Here is a 23,838-nt window from a genome sequence, read left to right as displayed (position 1 = left end):
GTGGTCGCCATGAATGGCGACCCTACGGGCAGGATATTGTAGGGTGCGCATTTATGCGCACCGGGTTGGTTAATCCTGACGGTGCGTATGAATCATATAGTTCACATCGACACCGCGACCCAGGCGGAACTGGTTGGTCAGCGGATTGTAGTGCAGGCCAATCATGTTTCTTTCACGCAGCGGAGTTTCATCGACCCAGTTGAGCAACTCAGCGGGGCGGATAAACTTTTTCACATCGTGGGTACCGCGCGGCACCATACGCAGCACATATTCCGCACCAAACACCGCCAGCAGCCAGGCTTTTGGATTGCGGTTGATGGTGGAGAAGAACACCTCGCCGCCGGGTTTCACCAGCTGCGCGCAGGCTAACACCACGGAGCGCGGGTCCGGCACATGCTCCAGCATCTCCATGCAGGTCACCACGTCATATTGCCCGGCGTGACTGGCCGCGTGATCTTCCACGGTTTGCTGCACGTAGTTGAGGCTCACGCCGCTCTCCAGCGCGTGCAGACGCGCCACTTCCAGCGGCTCAGCGCCCATATCCAGGCCAGTAACCTCTGCGCCTTCGCGCGCCATGCTCTCCGCCAGAATGCCGCCGCCGCAGCCGACATCAAGCACTTTCTTGCCGAACAGGCCATGGCAGTGCTGCGCTATCCAACCAAGCCGCAGGGGATTGATACGGTGCAACGGCTTAAATTCACCCTCTAAATCCCACCAGCGGGATGCCACGGCCTCAAATTTGGCAATCTCGGCGTGGTCAACGTTCTGGCGGCTTTCCTGCGGTTGTTCACTCATTGAATCATCACTCCAGACAAAATATTCCCTCAGTATAAACGCTTAAGCCAGGTGAGCGCATCTCTCACGCTAAAGGAAAAGCGGGATTAAGGCCTGGTTAGCGTTCACCGAAGGGAAGCGATGTGATATACTTTCGCACCTTTAAATCCGGGATTATGTAGAGGGATAGCGGCTCCATGAGCGACCTTGCGAGAGAAATTACACCGGTCAATATCGAAGAAGAGTTAAAAAACTCCTACCTCGATTACGCCATGTCGGTCATTGTTGGCCGAGCCTTACCCGATGTGCGTGATGGTCTGAAGCCGGTACACCGCCGCGTGCTTTTTGCCATGAGCGAACTGGGCAACGACTGGAATAAAGCCTATAAAAAATCCGCCCGTGTGGTCGGTGACGTCATCGGTAAATATCACCCGCACGGCGATTCCGCGGTATACGAAAGTATTGTACGTATGGCCCAGCCGTTCTCCCTGCGCTACATGCTGGTTGACGGTCAGGGTAACTTTGGTTCGGTCGACGGCGACTCCGCTGCAGCGATGCGTTATACCGAAGTGCGTATGGCAAAGATCTCCTCGGAGCTGCTGGCTGACCTGGAAAAGGAAACCGTCGATTTCGTGCCGAACTATGACGGCACCGAGCAGATTCCTGAAGTCCTGCCAACCAAAATTCCTAACCTGCTGGTAAACGGTTCGTCCGGTATCGCAGTCGGTATGGCGACCAACATTCCACCGCACAACCTCACGGAAGTGATTAACGGCTGTCTGGCTTTCATCGAAGATGAAGACATCACCGTTGAAGGCTTGATGGAGCACATCACCGGGCCCGATTTCCCGACGGCTGCGTTTATTAATGGTCGTCGTGGTATCGAGGAAGCGTATCGCACCGGGCGCGGCAAAATTTACATCCGCGCACGTGGCGAAGTGGAAACTGACGCCAAGACCGGCCGTGAAACCATCATCGTTCACGAACTGCCGTATCAGGTGAACAAAGCGCGCCTGATCGAGAAGATTGCTGAGTTGGTGAAAGAGAAGCGCGTTGAAGGCATCAGCGCGCTGCGTGATGAGTCCGACAAAGACGGCATGCGCGTTGTGATTGAGATCAAACGCGATGCGGTGGGTGAAGTGGTTCTCAACAACCTCTACTCGCTGACACAGCTGCAGGTCTCTTTCGGCATCAATATGGTGGCGCTGCATCAGGGCCAGCCGAAGATCATGACGCTGAAAGGCATCATCGAAGCCTTTGTGCGTCACCGTCGTGAAGTTGTTACGCGTCGTACCATTTTCGAACTGCGTAAAGCACGCGATCGCGCCCACATCCTTGAAGGGCTGGCGATTGCACTGGCGAACATCGATCCGATCATTGAGCTGATTCGTCGTGCGCCAACGCCAGCGGAAGCGAAACTGGGCCTTTTGGCGCAGTCGTGGGATCTGGGTAACGTTGCTGCCATGCTGGAACGTGCCGGTAACGATGCTGCACGTCCGGAGTGGCTGGAAGCTGAGTTCGGTATTCGCGAGGGTCAATATTATCTGACCGAACAGCAAGCACAGGCGATTCTGGATCTGCGTCTGCAGAAACTGACCGGCCTTGAGCACGAAAAACTGCTCGACGAGTATAAAGAGCTGCTGGATCAGATCGCTGAGCTGCTGCACATCCTGCAGAGCGCTGAGCGCCTGATGGAAGTGATTCGTGAAGAGCTAGAGCTGATGCGCGACCAGTTTGGCGACGCACGTCGTACTGAAATCACGGCCAATAGCGCTGACATCAACATCGAAGACCTGATCAATCAGGAAGACGTTGTGGTGACGCTGTCGCATCAGGGTTATGTCAAATACCAACCGCTGAGAGACTATGAAGCCCAGCGCCGCGGTGGTAAAGGCAAATCCGCAGCACGTATTAAAGAAGAAGACTTTATCGATCGTCTGCTGGTGGCCAACACCCACGACACCATTCTGTGCTTCTCCAGCCGTGGCCGTCTCTACTGGATGAAGGTCTATCAACTGCCGGAAGCCAGCCGTGGTGCGCGCGGTCGTCCAATCGTCAACCTGTTGCCGCTGGAAGCCAACGAACGTATCACCGCCATTCTGCCGGTGCGCGAATACACTGAAGGCTTCAACATCTTCATGGCAACCGCCAGCGGTACCGTGAAGAAAACGGCGCTGCAGGAGTTCAGCCGCCCGCGTAGCGCGGGCATCATCGCCATCAATCTGCGTGAGGATGATGAGCTGATTGGTGTGGCGCTGACCAACGGTAGTGACGAAGCAATGCTGTTCTCTGCCGCCGGTAAAGTGGTGCGCTTTGCGGAAACTGCAGTCCGTGCGATGGGTCGTTCGGCCTCAGGCGTACGCGGTATCAAGCTGACCGCTAACGACAAAGTGGTGTCGCTGATTGTGCCACGTGAAGAGGGCGCGATCCTCACCGTGACGCAGAACGGTTACGGTAAACGTACCGCCAACAGCGAGTATCCAACCAAGTCGCGTGCGACGCAGGGTGTGATCTCAATTAAAGTCACCGAACGTAACGGGCCGGTAATTGGTGCGGTACAAGTGGTTGATGGCGATCAGATCATGATGATCACCGATGCGGGTACGCTGGTTCGTACTCGCGTATCGGAAGTCAGCGTGGTTGGCCGTAATACTCAAGGCGTGATTCTGATCCGTACCGCGGAAGATGAAAACGTTGTGGGTCTGCAACGTGTTGCTGAGCCGGTGGAAGAGGAAGAACTCGACGCCATCGACGGTAGCGTAGCGGAAGGCGAGGAGGATATCGCGCCGGAAGTGGAGAGCGACGACGAAGCGCCAGAAGCGGACGACGAAGAGTAATCCATAACGCTGTTTATGGATGGCAGGTCAGGCAACTGACCTGCCATTTTTTTTATCTGAGTTTTCCCCTAAAGGCGCAGGCTAGCTGGCTTTTTAGGGCCGATAAAGCTAGTGTATGAAAGCTTTTCAACATCCTGATAACCCCTTACCGCCAGTGAGCCTCTTTTGAAATATCTCGTCTCCTTTCGCACTACGCTCCGAATTTCGCGCTATCTGTTTCGTGCGCTGGCGTTGCTGCTCTGGGCGCTAGGTGCGCTGCTGACCACTTTCTACATCATCAACGTGCTGCATGAGAAAGAGAACGCGGTGCGTCAGGAGTTTGCCACCAATTACGGTCAGGCGGAATGGTACGTACGCCATTCGGCGGATGTGATGCGCGAGCTGAAATACATCACCGAAAATCGCTTGAGCAGCAGCGCTAACGGCCTGGATGTGCTAAATGGTTTACCGCCGGGTAAAGGCGCGCTGCCACAATTCACCCCGCTGTTTTCCGATGGCGACTGCACCTCAATGAGCAACACCTGGCGCAACTCGCTGGATTCGCTTAGCTATTACATCAATTACTGGAAAAGTAATTTTGCCTCGGCATATGAATTGAACCGCGTGTTCTTCATCGGTGGCGAAAATCAGTGTCTGGCCGATTTCACTATCGGCAATAACAATTCGGTCGATCGTGAACGTAGCCTGAAAGCGCTGCGCGAGCGCGTGCTGCATTATCGTAACGGTAATGAAGAAGAGCGCCGTCAGCCGATGTACTGGATTACCAGCAGCGCGCAACCGGGCGTCGGCAACTTCTATATGGTGATGCCAGTCTATGTGGCGAACAAGCTGCAGGCGCTGCTGGGCGTGGAACAGAATATCCGCCTTGATGAGTTCATTCAGCCGGGCGGTTTGCCGCTGGTGGCCACCATCACCGATGAAAACTACCGTCCGCTGATCAGCTCGCGTCGCGGCGGGCCGGGTTACTCGCTTGACGATCTGCCGGACAACAGTACCTGGTTCGGCTATCTCGACAGCTATCGCCAGCTGGTGCTGAAAAAGCCGCTGCCGCCGTCGAATCTTAATGTGGTGTGGTCGCTTTCCACCGACGTGTTAATGGATCAGCTCAAGCTGATGCTGATTAACGCGCTGCTGCTCAACATCTTCACTGCGGTGATTTTGTTCACGCTGGCGTGGATTTTTGAGCGCCGCATGTTTCTGCCGGCTGAAGAGAACGCGCATCGGCTTGAGGAACACGAACAGTTCAACCGTAAAATTGTTGCTTCTGCGCCGGTTGGCATCTGTATTCTGCGCACCAGCGATGGCACCAACATTCTGAGCAATGAGCTGGCGCATAACTATCTGACGCTGCTGACGCAGGAAGATCGCCAGCGGCTGAATGAAATTATCGGCGGTCAGCAGGTCAATTTTGTTGATGTGCTCACCGGCAGCAACACTAACCTGCAAATCAGTTTTGTGCATTCGCGCTATCGCAATGAAAACGTGGCGATCTGCGTGCTGGTTGATGTTTCGGCGCGCGTGCGCATGGAGCAGTCGCTGCAGGAGATGGCCCATTCGGCCGAGCAGGCCAGCCAATCGAAATCGATGTTCCTCGCCACCGTCAGCCATGAATTGCGCACGCCGCTGTATGGCATTATCGGCAACCTCGATCTGCTGCAAACCAAAGTGCTGCCGAAAGGCGTGGACTCACTGGTGACGGCGATGAACAACTCGTCGAGCCTGCTGCTGAAGATCATCAGCGATATCCTCGACTTCTCGAAGATTGAATCTGAACAGCTGAAGATTGAACCGCATCCGTTCTCGCCACGTGAAGTGGTCAATCACATAGCCAGTAACTATCTCTCGTTGGTGGTGCGCAAGCGTCTGACGCTGTATGTGTTTATCGAAAACGATGTGCCACTCAGCATGGATGGTGATGCTATGCGGCTGCAGCAGGTGATCTCCAACCTGCTGAACAACGCCATCAAGTTCACCCATACCGGCTGCATTATTCTGCATGCCTACGTCAAAGAGGGCTACCTGGCGTTCCGCGTGCGTGATACCGGCGTTGGTATTCCAGCCAAAGAGGTGACGCGCCTGTTCGACCCGTTCTTCCAGGTGGGGTCGGGCGTGCAGCGTAACTTCCAGGGCACCGGCTTAGGGCTGGCGATTTGTGAAAAGCTCATCAACATGATGGACGGCGATATCGAAGTCGATTCTGAGCCGGGTATGGGCAGCCAGTTTATCGTGCGTATTCCGATCTATTCCGGTCAGCTGGCTGCGCCACCACTGCTGGACGGATTGCAGGAAAAAGCCATTTGGCTGGATATGCGCAATGAGTACCTCGCCAGCTTCCTGCTGCGTCTGCTGCAACAACAGGGTATTCAGGCGGCGTATTACCACGGACAGGCGGCGGCTGATGATGTGATCATTAGCGATCACGATGAGCCTGCTGCACAAAGCGGACGCGCGTACATTCGCATTTGTGGCGAGCACATTGATATGCCGCACGAAACCGCGCCAGGTCAATGGGTTCAGAGCAGCGCGATGCTGCATGATTTACCGCAACTGTTAGGCCGCATCTACCGCATCAACATCAATAGCGAAACCGCCACGCCGCTGCCATTGGCGGTACCTAAAGAAGCCGCAACCTTCGAAGATATTATCGTGCTGATCGTTGATGACCATCCGATCAACCGTATGCTGCTGTCGGAACAGCTGGGCACTGTCGGTTATCAGACCAAAACCGCGCAGGATGGTGTCGATGCGCTGAATGTGCTGAGTCGTAACCATATCGATATCGTGCTGAGCGACGTGAACATGCCAAATATGGATGGTTATCGCCTGACACAACGTCTGCGTCAGCTAGGACATACCTTCCCGGTGATCGGCGTGACGGCAAATGCGTTAGCGGAAGAGAAGCAGCGCTGTATGGATGCGGGCATGGATAACTGTTTGTCGAAGCCGGTGACACTGGATGTGCTGAAAAGTACGCTGGCGGTCTATGCGGAACGCGTCAGGAAGGGCAGGGAAGGGGCGCAATAGAGTGCAAAAAAAGGCGGTGCCAGAAGACACCGCCCGTTCAGTATTACTCTTTGTCGACCTGAGTGGCGCTAACAGAAGAGAGGTAGTTCAGCAGCGCAATATCGTTTTCCACGCCCAGTTTCATCATGGCTGATTTCTTCTGGCTACTGATGGTTTTGATACTGCGGTTCAGTTTCTTAGCGATCTCAGTCACCAGGAAACCTTCTGCGAACAGACGCAGCACTTCACTCTCTTTCGGCGACAGACGCTTGTCACCGTAACCACCGGCGCTAATACGCTCCAGCAGTTTTGCCACGCTTTCCGGCGTATATTTTTTGCCTTTCTGCAAAGCTGCCAACGCTTTTGGCAAATCGGTTGGTGCGCCTTGCTTCAGTACGATCCCTTCGATATCAAGATCCAACACCGCACTCAGGATCGCTGGGTTATTGTTCATAGTAAGAACGATAATCGAGAGATCCGGATAGTGACGTTTGATGTATTTGATCAGGGTAATACCATCACCATACTTCTCGCCTGGCATGGAGAGGTCGGTAATCAGGACATTAGCGTCCAGTTTGGGCAAGCTGTTAACCAGTGCTGTTGAGTCTTCAAACTCACCTACAACGTTAACCCATTCAATCTGTTCCAGTGACTTACGGATACCGAACAGAACGATCGGATGGTCATCGGCAATAATTACATTCAAGTTATTCATCTTATTGGTTACCTTGCTGCAGCAGTTGGCTGACGTAAGCGTCAATTTCGCTGGTGGTATTTTTAATGGTTAAATCGTCACATACTTTTATGTGTTGTTCTAACGCTTCACAAAGCTGTTTACCTGACCCCAGATTGAGCATGGCAAACACGCCTTTCAGGCGATGAGCTGTCTGAGCAAGCGAGGGATAATCCTTTTCCGCCGCTTCAGTATACAGTCTCTTCACATCTGGCGGTACTGTCTCGGTAAACAGCTGGAAATAGCCTCCGCTCATCAGCGGCGTGGCTGCTTCATCTTCGCTACTCTCCTCTAACAAATCATGAGAAAGTTGCTTTTCAATCAGGGCCAGCAGCGCATCAAGCAGTGCATTACTGAGATTGAAATTGACCCGGAATTGCTGATCGTTCAATGCGTGATGACCCATTTCGTCACCGGCCAGCAGCAGAGCCCAGCCGTTCAGGCGGGCAGGATCATCCGTCACCAGCACATCATGGTCATGACCGGTTAACCGTTCATCTGACGTCAGGCATTTCGCTCCCCAGTTTTCGAGGTGGCGGCAAACAATCTTGTGTACGTCTTCTACCGCGATATCCACCAGCGCGGTCACGCCTTCCAGCAGTTTCTCTTCCTGCTCGCCTTGTTGTTCTAATGCCAGTGGCAGTTGAATATTGTAGCGTGTGCCGATATCCGGTTTGGCAATGATCTCCAGCTGGCCGCCCATCTGTTTGCACAGTTGCTTACAGAGGAAAAATGCCATCCCAGACGCCTGGCCAAAGCGGTCTTGAGTGGTTTCGCCAAGATAGGGGAAATCGACATTTGCCAGTTCATCGACGCTCAATCCAGAGCCGGTATCCACCAGCTGTAGCAGCACCTGATTGGGCTTGTCTTCGCTGGTTTTAATCTCCAGCGAAATTTTACCCCAGCGCGTGGTCGTCAGCGCATAGTGCATCAACGTGGTCAGCACTTTACGCAGTGCGCGACGATCGCCAAAGCGCATTTCGTCATTGGCTAAATGGTTATTCACGACCAGCGTCAGACCTTTACGACGCAGCAGCGGCAGGCTTTCCAGCGCGATTTCGTCCAGCATATCCTGCAGGTTGAACACGCTAGCATCCGGCGACCAATCATGCGCTTCAAGGCGATTAAGCAATACGATGTCATCCACCAGTCGCGCCAAACCCTGGCTCTCATCAAGCAGGTCGAGCACGCTTTCATCATCGTCACGCTGGCTGAGTTGGACCAACTGCTTAACCATACTTTGCAGCGGACGGTTCAGCGCATGGCCAAGATTATGCATCAACTGCTGGCGCATCTGATGATTGCGATCCAGCACCTGTTGCGCCTTCTGTAGCTTCTTATTCACCAATAATTCGCGGTCCTGATCGCGCATCATAAACAGCTGCGTATGCGGTGACAGCACGCTGCGTGCGTGGCGGATCTCATACACTTCGTTGTTGATGGTCGCCTGCAGTACCCCCTGATGCTGATCCGACATATTGATGATTTTCTGCAGATTCAGGTGAGGCAACAGATGTTCAGCGATTTTATTGCTGAGCAGCGTACGGTTCGTAGCGAAGTCGTACACCAGCAAGCCAACCGGCAAACTGGCAACAATCTCTTCGTTCAGCATGCGCAGCGAATCCAGTTCGGCGCTCTGATTCTCGTTCGGACGCAGCGACTGTTGACGCAACAGCGTAATGCCCGCGATGGAGAGTAAAAACAGCACAAGGTTAATCAGCAGCGGCCACATCAGGTTATGCAGCGTATCCATTGCCAGGCTGATGAGCGGCACGCGATACACCAACTGCAGTGAGGTGCTGGGCAGCGATGCGGCGATTTCCAGATTCGGATTCACCAGCGCCACATGCGTGCTTTCGCTGCTGGTGTCGTCGCTGGTGGTAGTGGTCGAGGTTTGCGTAGCGTCCTGACGCAGTTGGAAGTTCTCCAGCGGCATATTGCGCGGAATCAAATCGTTAACCGGCAAATCGAACGCCACCACCGTGGCTAAATGGCCCGGCTGGTTGAACGTGGTGCGCAGCGTAAAGTAGTGATCGTTTTGCCAGGCGAAATGACGCAGCGGCGAGAAGCTTTCGCGCTCATCCAGCGCATTGGCTTGTTGCAACATTTCGGCGCGGCGACTATCGACCAGCGTGTTAATCGCACTCTCTTTATAACGCGTCGCCATGTCTTTCAGCGGCAGTGTCGAGATCATGATCAGGCTGTTATCCTGGCCATTGAGGAAGTACATCGACCAGGTTGGATTTTCCGCGCCCCACAGCGTATCGAGATAGTTGGACATGCGCATGGTCATATCCAGTGTGCTGCTATCGTGCGAACCAAAAATCAGCGCTTCGGTTTTACGGCGGGTTTTTTCCAGATAATAGACATCCGGGCGCAGGCGAGTTTCCTGAAGATTACTGTTCGGCGAGGTTCCGGCGGCGCTGGTGGCAAGGTTTTCATAGATTTGCCACGTAGCAAAGCGCGACGCATCGATGCGTTTCTGCATGGCGCGCGCCAAATCGGTCATCGCATAGCGTTTCTCTGTCATCCAGGCATTGACGCTGTTATGCACCATCGCGCCCAGCGCCAGAAAAAGCACCAGGTTAAACACCACGAAAAAGCGCGTTACATTGCCGGATGTCAGAGGAAATTTATAAGGCAGCATAGTGTCTCAGGTACATAGAATTAGCGCGCAACCCGTCGGGCACTGGCAGCGACGGCCAGCAGCAGCAGAGCGATAAGCAAAAACGCACCACTCAGGCTGATCCACTGGGAAATTAATCCGATTAAAGCCGGACCTGAAAGAATACCCGCATAGCCTAACGTTGTCATGGCAGAAATCGCCAGATTCGACGGCATATCGTGTTGATTCCCGGCAGCATTAAACAACATCGGCACCGTATTGGCGAGGCCAAAACCCACCAGCAGGAAAGCCAGCAGCGCAATCTGTGGCCACGGCAATAAAACGGCTAGCGTCATGCCGGCTGCCGCGGCTAACGCACCGGTCAACATCACCGGATAACGGCCAAAACGTTGAATCACTTTGTCACCGGTCAGACGACCAATGGTCATCGCCACTGAGAACACCGCATAGCCTAAACCGGCGTGCGCAGGGCTCATATCAGGGCTTTGCAGCAGCAGCAGCGCGCCCCAATCTAATACCGCACCTTCGGCAAGAAACAGGATAAAGCAGAGTAAGCCAAGGAAAGCTACCCAGCCACGTGGGATCACCAGCCACGGCTGATCGGGCTGATGCAGACGCTCGGTCATCAGTGTCGGCAAGCTCCATACCAGCAGCAACACAATCAACACCATTACCACGCCAACTGCTTGTAACGGCGTCAGGCCGCTGCCGAGCAACAAGCTAACGGAGCCTGCGCCGATAATGCCGCCAAGACTAAAGAAACCGTGGAAGCCGGACATCATCGGTTTGCGTGCGGCTTTTTCCACTTCGACTGCCTGCACGTTCATGGCGACATCCAGCATGCCGAGCCCGGCACCAAATACCATTAACGTCGCAGCCATCAGCCACATCACGTCGAGCGTCGCCAGCAACGGCAAGACCGCCAGCACCACTAGCGTGGAACACAACATCACCCGACGACCACCGAAGCGCGCGATTAAACCGCCGGTAATCGGCATCGCCGCCAGCGAGCCAATACCCAGACACAGCAGCAAACCACCCAGCGACGCGCCGCTCAGCGCCAGACGCTGGCTGGCAAACGGCACCAGCGGTGCCCAGGCGGACATGCCTAATCCGGCGATGAGGAAAACGATGCGTGTCCCAAGATTGACACGATGATGCAATTTATTGTGCGGCGCGGCGTCCAGTGCTGTCATAAAGATTATTTTTCAGTAGCGGGTGAAGCGACGAAGTTTAGCATTAAAGCGGGCGTCACACCGCGCATCAGACAATATCGCCTGGTAACGATTAAACGCTAGAAACAGGCATATTACCGTTTTTTTACCCAACGCTACGCTTTTCCGGAACTTTCCTGGTATGTGCCAACCATAACTGGAGTGACTTAAGTAAAATTTTTTCTCACCAATGATGCAGTATACTGATGAAAGATTCCGCGCCACACGCGGCTTACACGCGATTCTTTTGGCGCTGTCGCAAAGCATACATTTCCGGATTTTCGCCAATAGGCAATTACCACGTAAAACCGATATGTTAGTCATCCCATCGGCTCCCGGTGCGGAATAAAGCGAGATCGATATTATTTCTCCCCTTTGGGAGAACTTTGCTGTGTCTTAATTTACTTCTTGTTACCTGCAGGTAACCCGTTTTCATCAGGCGAAGCGGGCCGTTTATTAACGGCCTGTATGGCGCACCGGTCCGCTTAAATCATTAATAAGCTTAATGACCGTTGCAATACATTCCCTGTAACGAGGTTATCCATGTCTTCACGTCAATCAGAACAACAATTAGCCGCGATTTTGCAGTCGGCGGTCAGCCTTTATCCAGTGGCAGACCACTCTTACAGCCTGCAAATGCGCAGCGTGGATACCACACCGCCCGCGGCGCTCCGACCGTATGAGCCCATTGCGCAGGATGGGGTGATCACCGCGTGGGAATCGGGCAAAAACATTCACCTGCGCGGCCGCGCCGAGTCCGAGCCGGGTGCCACCGTGACGCTGACTTTCAACGGAGAAAGCTGGCACAGCACGGTGAATAAATGGGGTTACTGGAATGCCACGATGCCGCCTTCCGTGCTCAACGGATTGGCCGACGGCGCATACTCGCTGATGCTGACCATCACCGATAAAGCCGGCAATAGCACTGATACTCAGGTGGGCTTCGGGGTTTACGTGGATAAAACCATTAAGCCAACACTGACAGTGGAACCCATCAGCGGCGATAACGCGGTCAGCGTGGCAGAAGGGATTTATGGCGTGGAGGTCCATGGCAGTGCCACGCATATGCCGGCGAACAGCCATATCACAGTGATCTTAGCCGGTAAAAAATATATCGGTGGGGTTAACGACAAAGGCGGATGGACCGCTCACATTGATGCGCAGGATTTGCAGGCGTTACAGGATGGCGTCTATAGCCTGAAGGTCAGCGCTACCGATCCCAATGGCAAAACGACGTCGTTTCAGCAAGATGTCACGCTGATTACCCACGTTAGTAGCTTGCCGCACATCAGTTTCGACAGCGTTACCGCAGATAATGTTATTAACAAAGAAGAGAGCCAAAACGATCTCACGTTTAGCGGCGATCTCTCCGTCGTGGTGCCGGGACAGCAGCTGCTGTTGTGCAGCGGCGATGCGGTGTATCACGCGCAGATTGGCAGCGATGGTCATTGGCAGGTCACGATTCCAGCCAGTGAAGTGGCGAGCTTCGTTTCACTGGGTGAAGTGCGCGTTTACGCGCTGGATGGCGCAGGAAACAGCACCGACGCGATGCTGGAACTGAATGTGGTGACCAAGCTGCCAGACATCTATTACGAAATTAACATTGGTGGCGATACCACGCTGAATCAGCAGGAAGCGCAGCAGGATCTTAGTTTCTATCTGGAAGGCGTGAAAGAGCTGACGCTCAATGGCAAAAACTATACGCCGGTCAATGGCATGGTGACCATCAGCGCCGAAGATCTGCAGGCGTTGCCGGATGGCGAAGTATCGCCGCTTGCCACGCGCTGGGATGAGTATGGCAATCATGACACGCAAATCATCGAGAACTTGTTCAATGTCGCCACTCATCAAGTACCGACCATTACGCTGAATCAACCGTTTGGCGACGGCGTGCTGGATGCGGTGGAGGTGAATAACTGGCATCTGATTCAGGGCAGCAGCAGCCATCTCGATCAGGGCAGCCTGGTAACCTTGACGCTGGGCGATCAGAGTTACAGCGCGACGGTAAAAGCCGACGGCAACTGGGCGCTGACCATTTTGGCCGGCCAGCTTGCACCGCTTGATGATGGCAGTTATCAAATGAAGGTCAGCGCGCAGGATAAAGCGGGCAATGTGGCGACGGCAACGCAGCCCGTAACTATCGACAGTCATGAGCCCGCCGTGAACGTTAGCAGCGAGCCGTTGGAGACGTTGCGGGTAAACGTGAGCGACAGCGCGGCCAATCAGCACAACGCTGCCGCCGACAGTCGCGCAGTGGAAAGCCATTACAGCGTCAGTGATAGCAGTTACACCCTCGGCGATCATCTGCAGCAGCACACGGTTCAGACCCTGGCATAATCCGCACATCAACCACTAGCCACTTTGGCTAGCGGTTGCCAGCTCACTTTCATTTCTTATGGGACTCCAGGGATGACTGCACAACCCTTCAACAGCGACAACGGCATCGCGGCGATGCTGCGCGTGGCGGCACGCTTCGGTAAACCGGCTGACGGCAGCACGCTGCGCCAACAGATGCGCTGGTTTCAACATCTGGCACCTACGCAACAATTAGAACGTTTAGCCGGGCTGCTGGGCCTGCATTTCATACTGGTTCCACATAACAAATTGCGCTGGCGTCAGGAAATGGTGCCGGTATTACTGCTGCTGGAAAATGGCAGCGTGGCGTTGATTGAAGAGGTCGATAGCGACGGTGGCGTGCGTTACTGGCTGAGTGAAAGTGGTGAGGTGATCCGCGCTGGTCAACTGCATGATTTGTTAAGGCAGGCAGACATGCAGGTTGGGGTGATTGGTGTGGCGGCGCGCGCGCGTGATGCGCGAATCGACGAGTTTGTGCAGCCGTATCAACCGCACTGGTTTTGGCATAATTTTCGTGGCATGAAGCGGCGCATCGCGGAGATCAGCCTGGCTTCGCTGGTGGGCAATGTGCTGGCGCTGGCGGGCATTCTGTTTTCAATGCAAGTGTACGATCGGGTGATTCCGGCGCAGTCGCAGCCGACGTTGTGGGTGCTGTTTGCTGGCGTGGTGCTGGCGGCCGTAATAGAGTATTTGATTCGCCTGATGCGCACCCAGGTCTCCGATCTGATGGGTAAACGCATCGACCTAAAAATATCCGCCATGCTGTTTGCGCGGGCGATGAATATCCGCAACGAAGCGCGTCCACGATCCACGGGGTCTTTTATTGCCCAACTGCGTGAAATTGATCAGGTACGCGAACTGCTGACCTCAACCACGGTGAATGCCGCAGCCGACTTACCTTTTGTGCTGCTGTTCCTGCTGATCATGGCATCGATTGGCGGCTGGCTGGTGCTGATTCCGTTATTGGCGATTCCATTAATCGTCATTCCAGGCTTACTGGTGCAGATCCCCATGGCGCGGCTGGCACAGGAAGGTCTGCGCGAAAGCGCGCTGCGCCAGGCGGTGCTGGTAGAAACGCTTGAAGGCGTAGAAGACATCAAAGCGATGCAAGCGGAACCCTATTTTCAGCGCCAATGGGAGCAAACTCATGAAGTCAGCGCCGCCATCAGCAATCAGCAACGATTGTGGGGCGCGCGCCTTACCGGCTGGTGCGCCAGCGTGCAGCAACTCACCTATGCCGGCATGTTGGTGTTCGGCGTCTATCTGGTGCTCGACAATCAGATCACCACCGGCACACTGGTGGCGTGCAGCTTGCTTTCGTCACGCACTCTCGCACCGCTCATGCAGCTCACCATGGTGTTCTCGCGCTGGCAGCATGCTAAATCAGCGATGAAAGGGCTGGATGAGCTACTAAAAAAGCCGCTCGATCAACCCGATCATGCCACGCTGGCGCACTGTCCGGTGCTCACCGGCAGTTATCAACTGCAAAATGTGCATTACCGCTATGAAGAGGAGAGCGGGAATAGCGTGCTCAACATTCCACAGTTGCAAATCACGCCCGGCGAGCGCGTGGCGATCCTCGGTAAAGTCGGTGCGGGCAAATCGACGCTGCTGAAGATGCTGGCCGGTCAGGCGCGTGCCAGCCAGGGCAAGGTGCTGGTGGATGGCGTGGATCTCACCTGCATCGATCCGATCGATCTGCGACGTCAGCTTGGCTGGCTGTCACAGGATGCGCGGCTGTTCTTCGGCACGCTGCGCCAAAACCTGCTGCTCGGTAACCCGCACGCCAGCGAGCAGGAGATGCTGCAGGCGCTGCGCATCAGCGGCGCGTTAGCGCTGGTGCAGCAGGATGCCGCCAGCCTGGATCGCATTATCCATGAAGGTGGACGCGGCTTGTCGGGCGGCCAGCGGCAAATGGTGCTGCTGAGCCGTTTGATTCTGCGCCAGCCGCAGGTGGTGCTGCTGGATGAACCGACGGCGGCGATGGACGAACAGCTGGAAGCGCAGGTGATTCGTCAATTGGCGCAGTGGGTAACGGGCCGCACGCTGGTGCTGGTCACGCATCGACCAGCGTTACTGCGTATGGTCGATCGCATCGTGGTGATGGATAACGGTCGTATTGTGGCGGACGGGGCGCGCGACGAGATTCTGCGGCATGCCGCATCGCACAAAGGAGATGCGGCATGAGCGTGGTGCTACTGGATAAAGATCTGGCACGGCGCGAACGTCGCACCTCGGCCATCATCTGGTTGTGCGTGCTGGCGCTGCTGGTTTTTCTGCTGTGGGCGCACTTTGCCGTGCTGGATGAAGTGACGGTCGGCATCGGCAAAGTCACACCATCCAGCCGCGCACAAATGATTGATAGCCTCGATGGGGGCATCGTCAAACAGCTCAATGTGCACGAAGGCAACATCGTGCAGCGCGGTGAGGTGCTGGCGACGCTCGATCCCACGCGCTTTCAAACCAATTTTGGCGAGGCGATAGCGCGGGTACGCACGTTGCGTGCCTCCTCTGAGCGTTTGCAGGCCGAGCTCAGCGACACGCCCCTGACGTTCAGTGCTGATATCCTGCAGCATCCCGAGCTGGTGGCGCGTGAAACTCAGCTCTATCAGGCGCGGCGGCAGAACTTTGTTGAGACCATCGGTAATTTGCAGCAATCACTGACGCTGGTGCAGGCCGAACTCAACGTAACAGAACCGCTGATGCTACGCGGTGCAGCGGGAAAGGTTGATGTCATTCGCCTGCGCCGTCAGGTTAGCGATCTGCGTGGCAAAATCGACGAAGCGCGCAACGATTACTACGTGCGCGCCCATGAAGAGCAGGTGAAAAACAACGGTGAACTGGACGCGCAGCTGCAGGTCGCGGCCGGAAAACAAGACCTCCTTACCCGCACCACGCTGAGTTCGCCGGTGCGCGGCATTGTGAAGGATGTGCGTGTGACGACCGTAGGCGGTGTGCTGGAGCCGGGCGGCAAGCTGATGGAGATCGTTCCGCTGGAGGATCAGTTGCTAATTGAAACCCGCATCAATCCGCGTGATATCGGCTATATCCGCCCGGGTTTGCCTGCCGTGGTGAAAATCACCGCTTACGACGCGTCGATTTATGGCGATCTGCACGGGGAAGTCGAAACCGTCTCGCCTGATACGCTGCAGGACGAGGTGCGGCACGACGAGTTTTACTATCGCGTCTATGTGCGCACGCAAAAAGCTGAACTGACCAATAAAAGCGGCCGCAAGTTCGCCATCATGCCAGGCATGGTGGCAAATGTTGAGATTAAAACCGGTCAGAAAACCGTGATGGATTATTTGCTTAAGCCACTGAATAAAGCCAAAGAATCACTGCGCGAGCGTTGAAAATAAGCACCGACTACTTTTCCAATAATCTTAGTTGTGCGCGGAAATTAACATTACTAATTTAAGGCTAACGATTGTACAAAATGTGCTGAAAACGGCAAATAATGCGCGTCAGAAATTGAGGTTAATTTAACCCATTCAATTAACTTTACGCGATATAGATGTTGAAGAGGAATTACGGACAAAAAAATGCCGGACCATCTAGTCCGGCGGGAAATTAGGGTAAATCAAATCATTCGGGGTGAATGAAGGTAATAATGAAATAAATGATGATAGCAGGGATAATTGTATGCTCTGGATGCCAAACAGTTTTGTCATTCAGTGCGGAAATGTAAATCATGTAATTTTATGTTTTTAAACGATTAAAATATATATTGGCAAAAAGTGCGATATTTTTTACCTATCCGTGCTGGTTATTAGTTCCCCGATATTTACACTTAGAAATAACTTTTAAATAAACTGAAACAGTTTTGGAAATTTAGTAGCATTTTCGTGATAGATTATTGCCCAACATAAAATAACAATGGCGTGCCGGCTGAATTTTTAATCGTTCAGTTAGCAGTGGCAAAAAATAAAGGCACATTAAAGAGGGTAATAAAATGAAACGTCGCGTTCTCTCCCTGATGATTCCTGCATTGCTGGTTGCAGGATCAGCAAGCGCAGCTGAAATTTACAACAAAGATGGCAACAAATTAGACCTTTACGGCAAAGTTGACGGACTGCACTATTTCTCCGATGACGCTGGCTCGGACGGTGACCAGTCTTACCTTCGTTTTGGCTTTAAAGGTGAAACTCAGGTGACCGATCAGCTGACCGGTTATGGCCAGTGGGAATATCAGGCGGCACTGAACACCGCTGAAAGCGAAGGCACCGCTAACAGCTACACGCGTGTTGGCTTTGCCGGTCTGAAATTTGGTGATGCAGGTTCATTCGATTACGGCCGTAACTACGGCGTGATGTACGATCTCGGCGCATGGACAGACGTGCTGCCAGAATTCGGTGGCGACACCTACGGCGCGGACAACTTCCTGTTCCAGCGTAGCAACGGCCTCGCAACCTATCGTAATACCAACTTCTTCGGCTTAGTCGATGGCTGGAACTTTGCGGTTCAGTATCAAGGCAAAAACGATAACCCAACCGAATCCTCTTCTGGCCGTGATGTACTGGGCGAGAACGGCGACGGCTACGGTCTGAGCACCACCTACGATCTGGGTTCAGGTTTTGGTATTGGTGCGGCAATGTTCCAGTCTGACCGTACCAACAACCAGAACAGCAACACATCCGGCATTCTCGGCCGTGGCGATAAAGCCGAAGCTTACAGCGGCGCGCTGAAGTATGACGCTAACAACGTCTATCTGGCGGCAATGTACAGCCGTTCGTACAACGCCACACGCTTCGGTTCAAGCGACGCAAGCGCTTACGGTTACGCTAATAAAGCGGATAACTGGGAATTGGTGGCACAGTACCAGTTCGACTTCGGCCTGCGCCCATCTCTGGCGTTTGTCTCTTCACGCGGCTCTGACATCGAAGGTTACGGTAGCCAGAACTTGAAGAAATACATTGATGTAGGCGCAACATACTACTTCAACAAAAACATGTCGACCTACGTTGATTACCAGATCAACCTGCTGGACGACAACAACTTCACCGACGCAGCCGGTATCAATACCGATGACGTCGTAGCACTGGGCTTGGTTTACCAGTTCTAAGGGTGATGGAGCGTGACTCGACGGTCACGCTCCCGTTTTCAGCAGCGCATCCAACGCAGCACGCAGCACCTCGACCACGTGTTCCGCATCCTCACCAATCTGTACCTGCACAATTGCGCCCTCAACCAGCAATACAACCTGCGCCGTTTTCAACTGTTGTTCGGGTATCAGCTTGTCGCCGATCGCCTGTGCCATTTCACGCTTATGCTGACGAATCAGTTCGCTGGCTTCCGGTAACGTATTGCCCAACTCCGCTGCAGTATTAATAAACGCGCAGCCACGATAATCGTCATCGCTGAACCAGCTGAGTAACGCAGCGGGTAGGGCATCGATCACTGCTGCGTGCTGATGCAGCGCAGCGCGAAAGGCGAGCATCCAACGCTGATGACGCTGCTGTAAAAATGCCAGCACCAACGCATTCTTCGCTGGAAAGTGGCGATAGAAAGTCACTTTGGTGACGCCCGCTTCTGCAATTACCTTATCCACGCCGGTAGCGCGAATCCCTTGCTGGTAAAACAGCTGCTGGGCGCAAAGCAAGATACGATCGCGCGCGGATGCGGAGGCATCAAAGATGAGTGGCTCAAGCATAAAAATTCCTGTGTTTGCATGTAGACAGAATTGTCTACATACGGCAGGATGAATCAAGTAGACAGACCTGTCTACATAATCAGGAGGAATAACATGCTGGTGCCACCGTTCAATCAACAAACCGCGTTACAGAAAGTCCGCATGGCGGAAGATGCCTGGAACAGTTGCGATGCGCAGCGTGTTTCGCTGGTGTACAGCGAAGATACGCGCTGGCGCAACCGCAGTGAATTCGTTAATGGACGCGCAGAAGTTGTGACCTTCCTGCAGCGCAAGTGGGTAAAAGAGCTGGATTATCGACTGATCAAAGAGTTATGGGCGTGGCACGAGGATAAGCTAGCGGTGCGCTTTGCTTATGAATGGCATGATGACAGCGGTAACTGGTTCCGCAGCTATGGCAATGAGAACTGGCATTTTGCTGCCGATGGTTTGATGATTCAGCGTTTCGCCTGCATCAATGATCTGCCGATCAAGGCAGAGGATCGCCTGTTCCATTGGCCCGCCGGAACACGCCCGGACGATCATCCGGGCCTGAGTGAGTTGGGGCTGTAGCGGCTATCGCTCGCCGCGCCACTTTTTGGCTTTTGGCGCCAGTTGCGGCGGCGGGTTGGTAATGGCGTTCAGGCTGCCTTCCATCGCCACGCCCGCGAGCGTAAAGGCGGAGAAGCTCAGCCAATGCTGCCATTTACTGATTTGTGTTTTAGTCTTTTCCATTCTGCACCTCGCTGAAGTTCAACTCACCTTCAACAATGCAGAATTCATGCCAGCGCACCGCTCTCAGCGCCACGCGCCTTGCAGCGACTTTGCTACACTGCGCCAGCGCTGAAGCGGTGCAGGGTGGTGATTTTCTGGTGCAATAATTTAACGTCGGCGTGCAGGATAGTGCTGAATCAGGCGATGGCGGTAAGTCTGCCAGCATTTGAAACTGCCATAAATAAACAGCCCGGCGGTTACGGCAATAATCATATAAATCATCTGATGCTCCTGTAGGCATAACGTTGCAGGAACCGGTTATCTTGTGTCAGCGTTAAACCGACTTCAAGCAGCTTTAGACTGCTTTACAAGTGATTTATGCTTTGTAATTGACTGTAGTAATGCGTTACAGATGAGGAATTGATGCGTTTTCAGAATATTCTGCTAACTTGCCTGCTGGCATTTGGCCTCAGCGCTTGCGAAAAAAATGACACGCAGCCCGCGTTGGTGCTGGAAGGTAAAACCATGGGCACCGTGTGGCGCGTCAGCGTCGCCGGGATTGATCCGCAGCGCAAAGCGGCGTTGCAGCAGCTGATTCAGCAACAGCTGGATCGTGATGACGGCGAATTATCGACGTGGAAAAGCGATTCTATACTGTCCCACTTTAATCGATATCAAGGCAGCGCCCCCCAGCCGGTAAGCGCTGACATGGCCGATATCGTGACTGAGGCGCTGCGTATCGGTCATAAAACCTCAGGTGCGATGGATATCACCGTCGGCCCGCTGGTGAATCTGTGGGGCTTTGGCCCGACAAAGCAACCGACGCATACGCCCAGCGAAGCGGAAATCGTCGCCGCTAAAGCTGTGACGGGTTTGCAACATCTGCGCGTGATTCAGGGCGTTAATGGTCAGTGGCTGCAGAAAGATCTGCCCGGCTTGTATGTCGATCTCTCAACCATGGGCGAAGGTTATGCCACCGATCATCTGGCGCGCCTGATGGAGCAGCAAGGCATCACCGATTATCTGGTTTCAGTTGGCGGTGCGGTATTGAGCCGTGGCGTCAATGCCAATCAGCAGCCGTGGCGCGTGGCGATCCAGAAACCCACCGATCGCGAAAACGCGGTAGAAGCACGCGTCGATCTGCAAGGGCACGGTATCAGCACCTCGGGCAGCTATCGCAACTATTATGAACTGGATGGCAAACGCATTTCGCACGTCATCGACCCCACCACTGGAAGACCGATTGAGCACCAGCTGGTGTCGGCGACAGTGATTGCCACTACCGCGCTGGAAGCGGATGGCTGGGATACCGGTTTAATGGTGCTCGGCAGCGAACGCGCCAAAGCCTTGGCGTTAAGAGAGCATCTGGCGGTCTATTTGATCAGCAAACAGGGCGACGGCTTCACTCACTGGATGTCGCCGCAGTTTACATCCTTCCTCATCGATCAGGCATCTCAATAAAGGAGGCGTCATGCTGGATTTATTTAGTGACGAAGCGCCGTGGCAGGAACCGCTGGCGGAGGGTGCGGTGATTTTGCGGCGTCGCGCCCGCGATCAGGCCGATGCGCTACTGGTGGCGATTCACGACATCGCCGCTAAAAATCCTTTTGCCCATCGCATCACACCCGGCGGCCATCGCATGTCGGTGGCGATGACCAACTGCGGCGATTTTGGCTGGTCTACCGATTCGCGCGGTTACCAATATACCGAACAGGATGTCAGTAACGGACACCATTGGCCGCCGATGCCTACGCTGTTCCGCGAACTGGCGCAGCAGACGTCGCGTGAAGCGGGATTTACCGGTTTCAATCCTGATGCGTGCCTGATTAACCGCTATGAACCTGGTGCGAAACTAACATTGCATCAGGATAAGGATGAGAAGGATCTGCGCCAGCCCATTGTGTCCGTTTCGCTAGGGTTGCCCGCCGTGTTCCAGTTCGGCGGATTTGAACGCGGTGATGCCACGCAGCGCGTGTTGCTGGAACATGGCGATATTGTGGTGTGGGGCGGCCCCTCACGCCTGCGCTATCACGGCATTCTGCCGCTTAAGCCGGGCATTCATCCGCAGGCGGGCGCTTTCCGCTATAACCTGACTTTCCGCCGTGCGTTTTAAACTTTTATTTTTGTCAAAGCGTACATTTTTGTAGTGGCGCAATTTATTGCGCGATAAATCGCGCCGCTACAAAAGGTGCGATGAAAAGCGTTTTGCTGAGGTAAATATTGGATGAGAATTATTCTTGCTATCAGCCAAGGCGACATTAAACTGCAGGCTGCTTTATTGACCGCTGGAACCCTTTGATGGCATTGCTGCAAGTCGTTTTTCGCCAGTACCGCTGGCCTTTTATTGGCGTCATTCTTCTCACGCTGTTGAGCGCCGTGCTCGGTATTGGCCTGATTGCTTATATCAATAATGAGCTGATCGTCGCGGTGAATACCTCGATTTCAGTGCTGCCGAGTTTCCTGGGGCAACTGTTCCTGCTGATGGCCGTGACGCTCGGCTCCCAGCTGGCGCTGACCATGCTCGGCCACCATTTTGTCTGGCGTCTGCGCGGCGAATTCATCAAACGCATTCTCGATACGCGTGTGGAGCGCATCGAACAGATCGGCAATGCGCAACTGTTAGCGGGTCTCACCAGCGATGTGCGCGCCATCACTATCGCTTTTGTACGCTTACCTGAGCTGATTCAGGGCATCATTATCACCCTCGGTTCGGCACTTTATCTCGCCTGGCTTTCTCCGAAGATGCTGTTGATCACTTGTCTTTGGCTGGTGGTGACGCTGGTGGGAGGCTGGCTGCTGGTTTCGCGGGTTTATCAGCATATGGCTAAGCTGCGTGAGATCGAAGATGACCTGTATCGCGATTTCCAGACCATTATTGAAGGGCGTAAAGAGCTGCAGCTTAACCGCGAACGCGCCCAGCTGATTTACGACAGCGTGTATCAGGAGAATGCTAAAAGCTATCGCCACCACATCGTGCGCGCCGACACCTTCCATCTCAGCGCGGTGAACTGGTCGAATATTATGATGCTGGGTGCGATTGGCATCGTGTTCTTTATGGCTAACGGGCTGGGCTGGGCCAACACGGCGGTGGCGGCGACCTATTCGCTGACGCTGTTGTTCCTGCGTACGCCGCTGCTGGCGGCCGTAGGCGCGTTGCCGACGCTGCTCAGCGCCCAGGTGGCGTTCCGCAAACTCAACACCTTTGCGCTGGCGCCGTATGAAGAAACGTTTAAATCTCTGCCGAACGTCAGCAACTGGCAAACGCTGGAACTGCGCGACGTCAGCTTCCATTACGGCGAGCACGGTTTCCAGGTTGGGCCGATCAATTTGACGCTGCGTCGTGGCGAACTGGTGTTCCTGATTGGCGGCAACGGCAGTGGAAAGTCGACGCTAGCGATGCTGCTCACCGGCCTGTATCAACCGCAATCGGGCAGCATACTGCTGGATGGCAAGGTAATTGACTGGCAAAACCTTGATGCCTATCGCCAACATTTCTCGGCAGTGTTTACCGACGTGCATCTGTTTGACCGCTTAATTGGACATCAAGGCCAACCGGCCAATCCAGCGCTGGTACAGCAGTGGCTCGAGCGTTTGAAAATGCAGGATAAGCTCAAGCTGGCAGGCAACAAAGTGCTCAATTTGCAACTTTCAAAAGGGCAGAGCAAACGCCTGGCGCTGCTGTTGGCGGCGGCTGAAGAGCGCGACATCCTGCTGCTCGACGAATGGGCGGCGGATCAAGACCCTCATTTTCGTCGCATTTTCTATCGTGAGCTGCTGCCGTGGTTACAGCAATCGGGCAAAACGGTATTCGCGATCAGTCACGACGATCACTACTTTATCCATGCCGACCGATTACTGGAGATGCGCGAAGGTCAACTGAGTGAGTTGACCGGCAACGAACGCGAGATGGCAACACTGGATGCGGTGCAACGTACTGATACTGGCCATTAGCGCCA

At 54.2% G+C, this 23,838-nt stretch carries 16 protein-coding genes; 10 read left to right on the top strand and 6 right to left on the bottom strand.

Annotation, left to right across the window (positions count from 1 at the left end; translation table 11 throughout):
• Nucleotides 1-69: 69 nt before the first annotated feature.
• Nucleotides 70-795 (bottom strand): bifunctional 2-polyprenyl-6-hydroxyphenol methylase/3-demethylubiquinol 3-O-methyltransferase UbiG, encoded by a 726-nt coding sequence (ubiG, locus tag AC6I8K_RS12800; RefSeq protein ID WP_497826852.1) that lies wholly within the window; start codon nt 793-795, stop codon nt 70-72.
• A gap of 176 nt (nt 796-971) precedes the next feature.
• On the opposite strand from ubiG, the gene gyrA reads away from it, so the two are divergent.
• On the top strand, nt 972-3,611 hold the full coding sequence (gene gyrA, locus AC6I8K_RS12795) for a DNA topoisomerase (ATP-hydrolyzing) subunit A (protein ID WP_483817786.1): 2,640 nt from the start codon (nt 972-974) through the stop codon (nt 3,609-3,611).
• A gap of 165 nt (nt 3,612-3,776) precedes the next feature.
• Entirely contained in the window at nt 3,777-6,635 is a 2,859-nt protein-coding gene (gene rcsC, locus AC6I8K_RS12790; RefSeq protein WP_497826851.1) for a two-component system sensor histidine kinase RcsC, read from the top strand.
• Between the two features lie 43 nt (nt 6,636-6,678).
• Here the strand turns inward: rcsC and rcsB are convergent, their stop codons facing one another.
• From rcsB to AC6I8K_RS12775, 3 genes are read right to left on the bottom strand one after another with little or no spacing between them, the layout of a single operon-like run.
• Complete coding sequence (gene rcsB / locus AC6I8K_RS12785; RefSeq protein ID WP_007889370.1) at nt 6,679-7,329, bottom strand: response regulator transcription factor RcsB; 651 nt, start codon at nt 7,327-7,329, stop codon at nt 6,679-6,681.
• Between the two features lies 1 nt (nt 7,330).
• Nucleotides 7,331-9,991, bottom strand: coding sequence for a phosphotransferase RcsD (gene rcsD / locus AC6I8K_RS12780; protein ID WP_497827248.1), 2,661 nt, complete (start codon nt 9,989-9,991; stop codon nt 7,331-7,333).
• A 23-nt stretch (nt 9,992-10,014) separates the two neighbouring features.
• Nucleotides 10,015-11,169: an MFS transporter gene (locus tag AC6I8K_RS12775; protein WP_064739313.1), complete on the bottom strand. Its 1,155-nt coding sequence runs from the start codon at nt 11,167-11,169 to the stop codon at nt 10,015-10,017.
• A 561-nt stretch (nt 11,170-11,730) separates the two neighbouring features.
• On the opposite strand from AC6I8K_RS12775, the gene AC6I8K_RS12770 reads away from it, so the two are divergent.
• The 4 genes from AC6I8K_RS12770 to ompC all read left to right on the top strand — a co-directional run bounded on the left by AC6I8K_RS12770 (nt 11,731) and on the right by ompC (nt 18,604).
• The gene (locus AC6I8K_RS12770; RefSeq protein WP_497826850.1) at nt 11,731-13,524 is read left to right on the top strand and encodes an Ig-like domain-containing protein; all 1,794 of its coding nucleotides are present in this window, start codon (nt 11,731-11,733) and stop codon (nt 13,522-13,524) included.
• 72 nt (nt 13,525-13,596) lie between these two features.
• Nucleotides 13,597-15,729, top strand: coding sequence for a type I secretion system permease/ATPase (locus AC6I8K_RS12765; RefSeq protein WP_497826849.1), 2,133 nt, complete (start codon nt 13,597-13,599; stop codon nt 15,727-15,729).
• The gene (locus AC6I8K_RS12760; protein WP_497826848.1) at nt 15,726-16,895 is read left to right on the top strand and encodes a beta-barrel domain-containing protein; all 1,170 of its coding nucleotides are present in this window, start codon (nt 15,726-15,728) and stop codon (nt 16,893-16,895) included. Before AC6I8K_RS12765 ends, AC6I8K_RS12760 begins: the two co-directional genes overlap by 4 nt.
• 599 nt (nt 16,896-17,494) lie before the next feature.
• A complete protein-coding gene (ompC, locus tag AC6I8K_RS12755) occupies nt 17,495-18,604 on the top strand; it encodes a porin OmpC (RefSeq protein WP_064739309.1) in 1,110 nt (369 codons plus the stop codon).
• A 24-nt stretch (nt 18,605-18,628) separates the two neighbouring features.
• On the opposite strand, the gene AC6I8K_RS12750 is transcribed toward ompC, so the two are convergent.
• The gene (locus tag AC6I8K_RS12750) at nt 18,629-19,192 is read right to left on the bottom strand and encodes a TetR/AcrR family transcriptional regulator (RefSeq protein ID WP_483817781.1); all 564 of its coding nucleotides are present in this window, start codon (nt 19,190-19,192) and stop codon (nt 18,629-18,631) included.
• Between the two features lie 93 nt (nt 19,193-19,285).
• Between AC6I8K_RS12750 and AC6I8K_RS12745 the strand changes: the two genes are divergently transcribed.
• Entirely contained in the window at nt 19,286-19,741 is a 456-nt protein-coding gene (locus AC6I8K_RS12745) for a nuclear transport factor 2 family protein (RefSeq protein WP_483817780.1), read from the top strand.
• A 3-nt stretch (nt 19,742-19,744) separates the two neighbouring features.
• Here the strand turns inward: AC6I8K_RS12745 and AC6I8K_RS12740 are convergent, their stop codons facing one another.
• Nucleotides 19,745-19,903 (bottom strand): hypothetical protein, encoded by a 159-nt coding sequence (locus AC6I8K_RS12740; RefSeq protein ID WP_196762337.1) that lies wholly within the window; start codon nt 19,901-19,903, stop codon nt 19,745-19,747.
• 402 nt (nt 19,904-20,305) lie between these two features.
• Between AC6I8K_RS12740 and apbE the strand changes: the two genes are divergently transcribed.
• From apbE to AC6I8K_RS12725, 3 genes are all read left to right on the top strand, one after another.
• Entirely contained in the window at nt 20,306-21,343 is a 1,038-nt protein-coding gene (gene apbE / locus AC6I8K_RS12735) for an FAD:protein FMN transferase ApbE (protein ID WP_497826847.1), read from the top strand.
• A gap of 10 nt (nt 21,344-21,353) precedes the next feature.
• Nucleotides 21,354-21,995 carry a DNA oxidative demethylase AlkB gene (gene alkB, locus AC6I8K_RS12730; protein ID WP_483817778.1) on the top strand — a complete coding sequence of 214 codons (642 nt, stop codon included), beginning with the start codon at nt 21,354-21,356 and terminating at the stop codon, nt 21,993-21,995.
• A 185-nt stretch (nt 21,996-22,180) separates the two neighbouring features.
• Nucleotides 22,181-23,833, top strand: coding sequence for a multidrug ABC transporter permease/ATP-binding protein (locus tag AC6I8K_RS12725; RefSeq protein ID WP_497826846.1), 1,653 nt, complete (start codon nt 22,181-22,183; stop codon nt 23,831-23,833).
• Nucleotides 23,834-23,838: the final 5 nt, after the last annotated feature.

It is taken from the genome of Pantoea sp. X-Soil-ISGK-421 (genome assembly GCF_059730785.1).
This window is presented reverse-complemented; position numbering and strand designations above follow the sequence as displayed.

What these genes read in the sequence shown, in the direction of transcription:
- ubiG (WP_497826852.1), bottom strand. Translation starts at nt 795, where the DNA reads ATGAGTGAACAACCGCAGGAAAGCCGCCAGAACGTTGACCACGCCGAG.
- gyrA (WP_483817786.1), top strand. Translation starts at nt 972, where the DNA reads ATGAGCGACCTTGCGAGAGAAATTACACCGGTCAATATCGAAGAAGAG.
- rcsB (WP_007889370.1), bottom strand. Translation starts at nt 7,329, where the DNA reads ATGAATAACTTGAATGTAATTATTGCCGATGACCATCCGATCGTTCTG.
- AC6I8K_RS12775 (WP_064739313.1), bottom strand. Translation starts at nt 11,169, where the DNA reads ATGACAGCACTGGACGCCGCGCCGCACAATAAATTGCATCATCGTGTC.
- AC6I8K_RS12770 (WP_497826850.1), top strand. Translation starts at nt 11,731, where the DNA reads ATGTCTTCACGTCAATCAGAACAACAATTAGCCGCGATTTTGCAGTCG.
- AC6I8K_RS12765 (WP_497826849.1), top strand. Translation starts at nt 13,597, where the DNA reads ATGACTGCACAACCCTTCAACAGCGACAACGGCATCGCGGCGATGCTG.
- AC6I8K_RS12760 (WP_497826848.1), top strand. Translation starts at nt 15,726, where the DNA reads ATGAGCGTGGTGCTACTGGATAAAGATCTGGCACGGCGCGAACGTCGC.
- ompC (WP_064739309.1), top strand. Translation starts at nt 17,495, where the DNA reads ATGAAACGTCGCGTTCTCTCCCTGATGATTCCTGCATTGCTGGTTGCA.
- AC6I8K_RS12750 (WP_483817781.1), bottom strand. Translation starts at nt 19,192, where the DNA reads ATGCTTGAGCCACTCATCTTTGATGCCTCCGCATCCGCGCGCGATCGT.
- AC6I8K_RS12745 (WP_483817780.1), top strand. Translation starts at nt 19,286, where the DNA reads ATGCTGGTGCCACCGTTCAATCAACAAACCGCGTTACAGAAAGTCCGC.
- AC6I8K_RS12740 (WP_196762337.1), bottom strand. Translation starts at nt 19,903, where the DNA reads ATGGAAAAGACTAAAACACAAATCAGTAAATGGCAGCATTGGCTGAGC.
- apbE (WP_497826847.1), top strand. Translation starts at nt 20,306, where the DNA reads ATGCGTTTTCAGAATATTCTGCTAACTTGCCTGCTGGCATTTGGCCTC.
- alkB (WP_483817778.1), top strand. Translation starts at nt 21,354, where the DNA reads ATGCTGGATTTATTTAGTGACGAAGCGCCGTGGCAGGAACCGCTGGCG.
- AC6I8K_RS12725 (WP_497826846.1), top strand. Translation starts at nt 22,181, where the DNA reads ATGGCATTGCTGCAAGTCGTTTTTCGCCAGTACCGCTGGCCTTTTATT.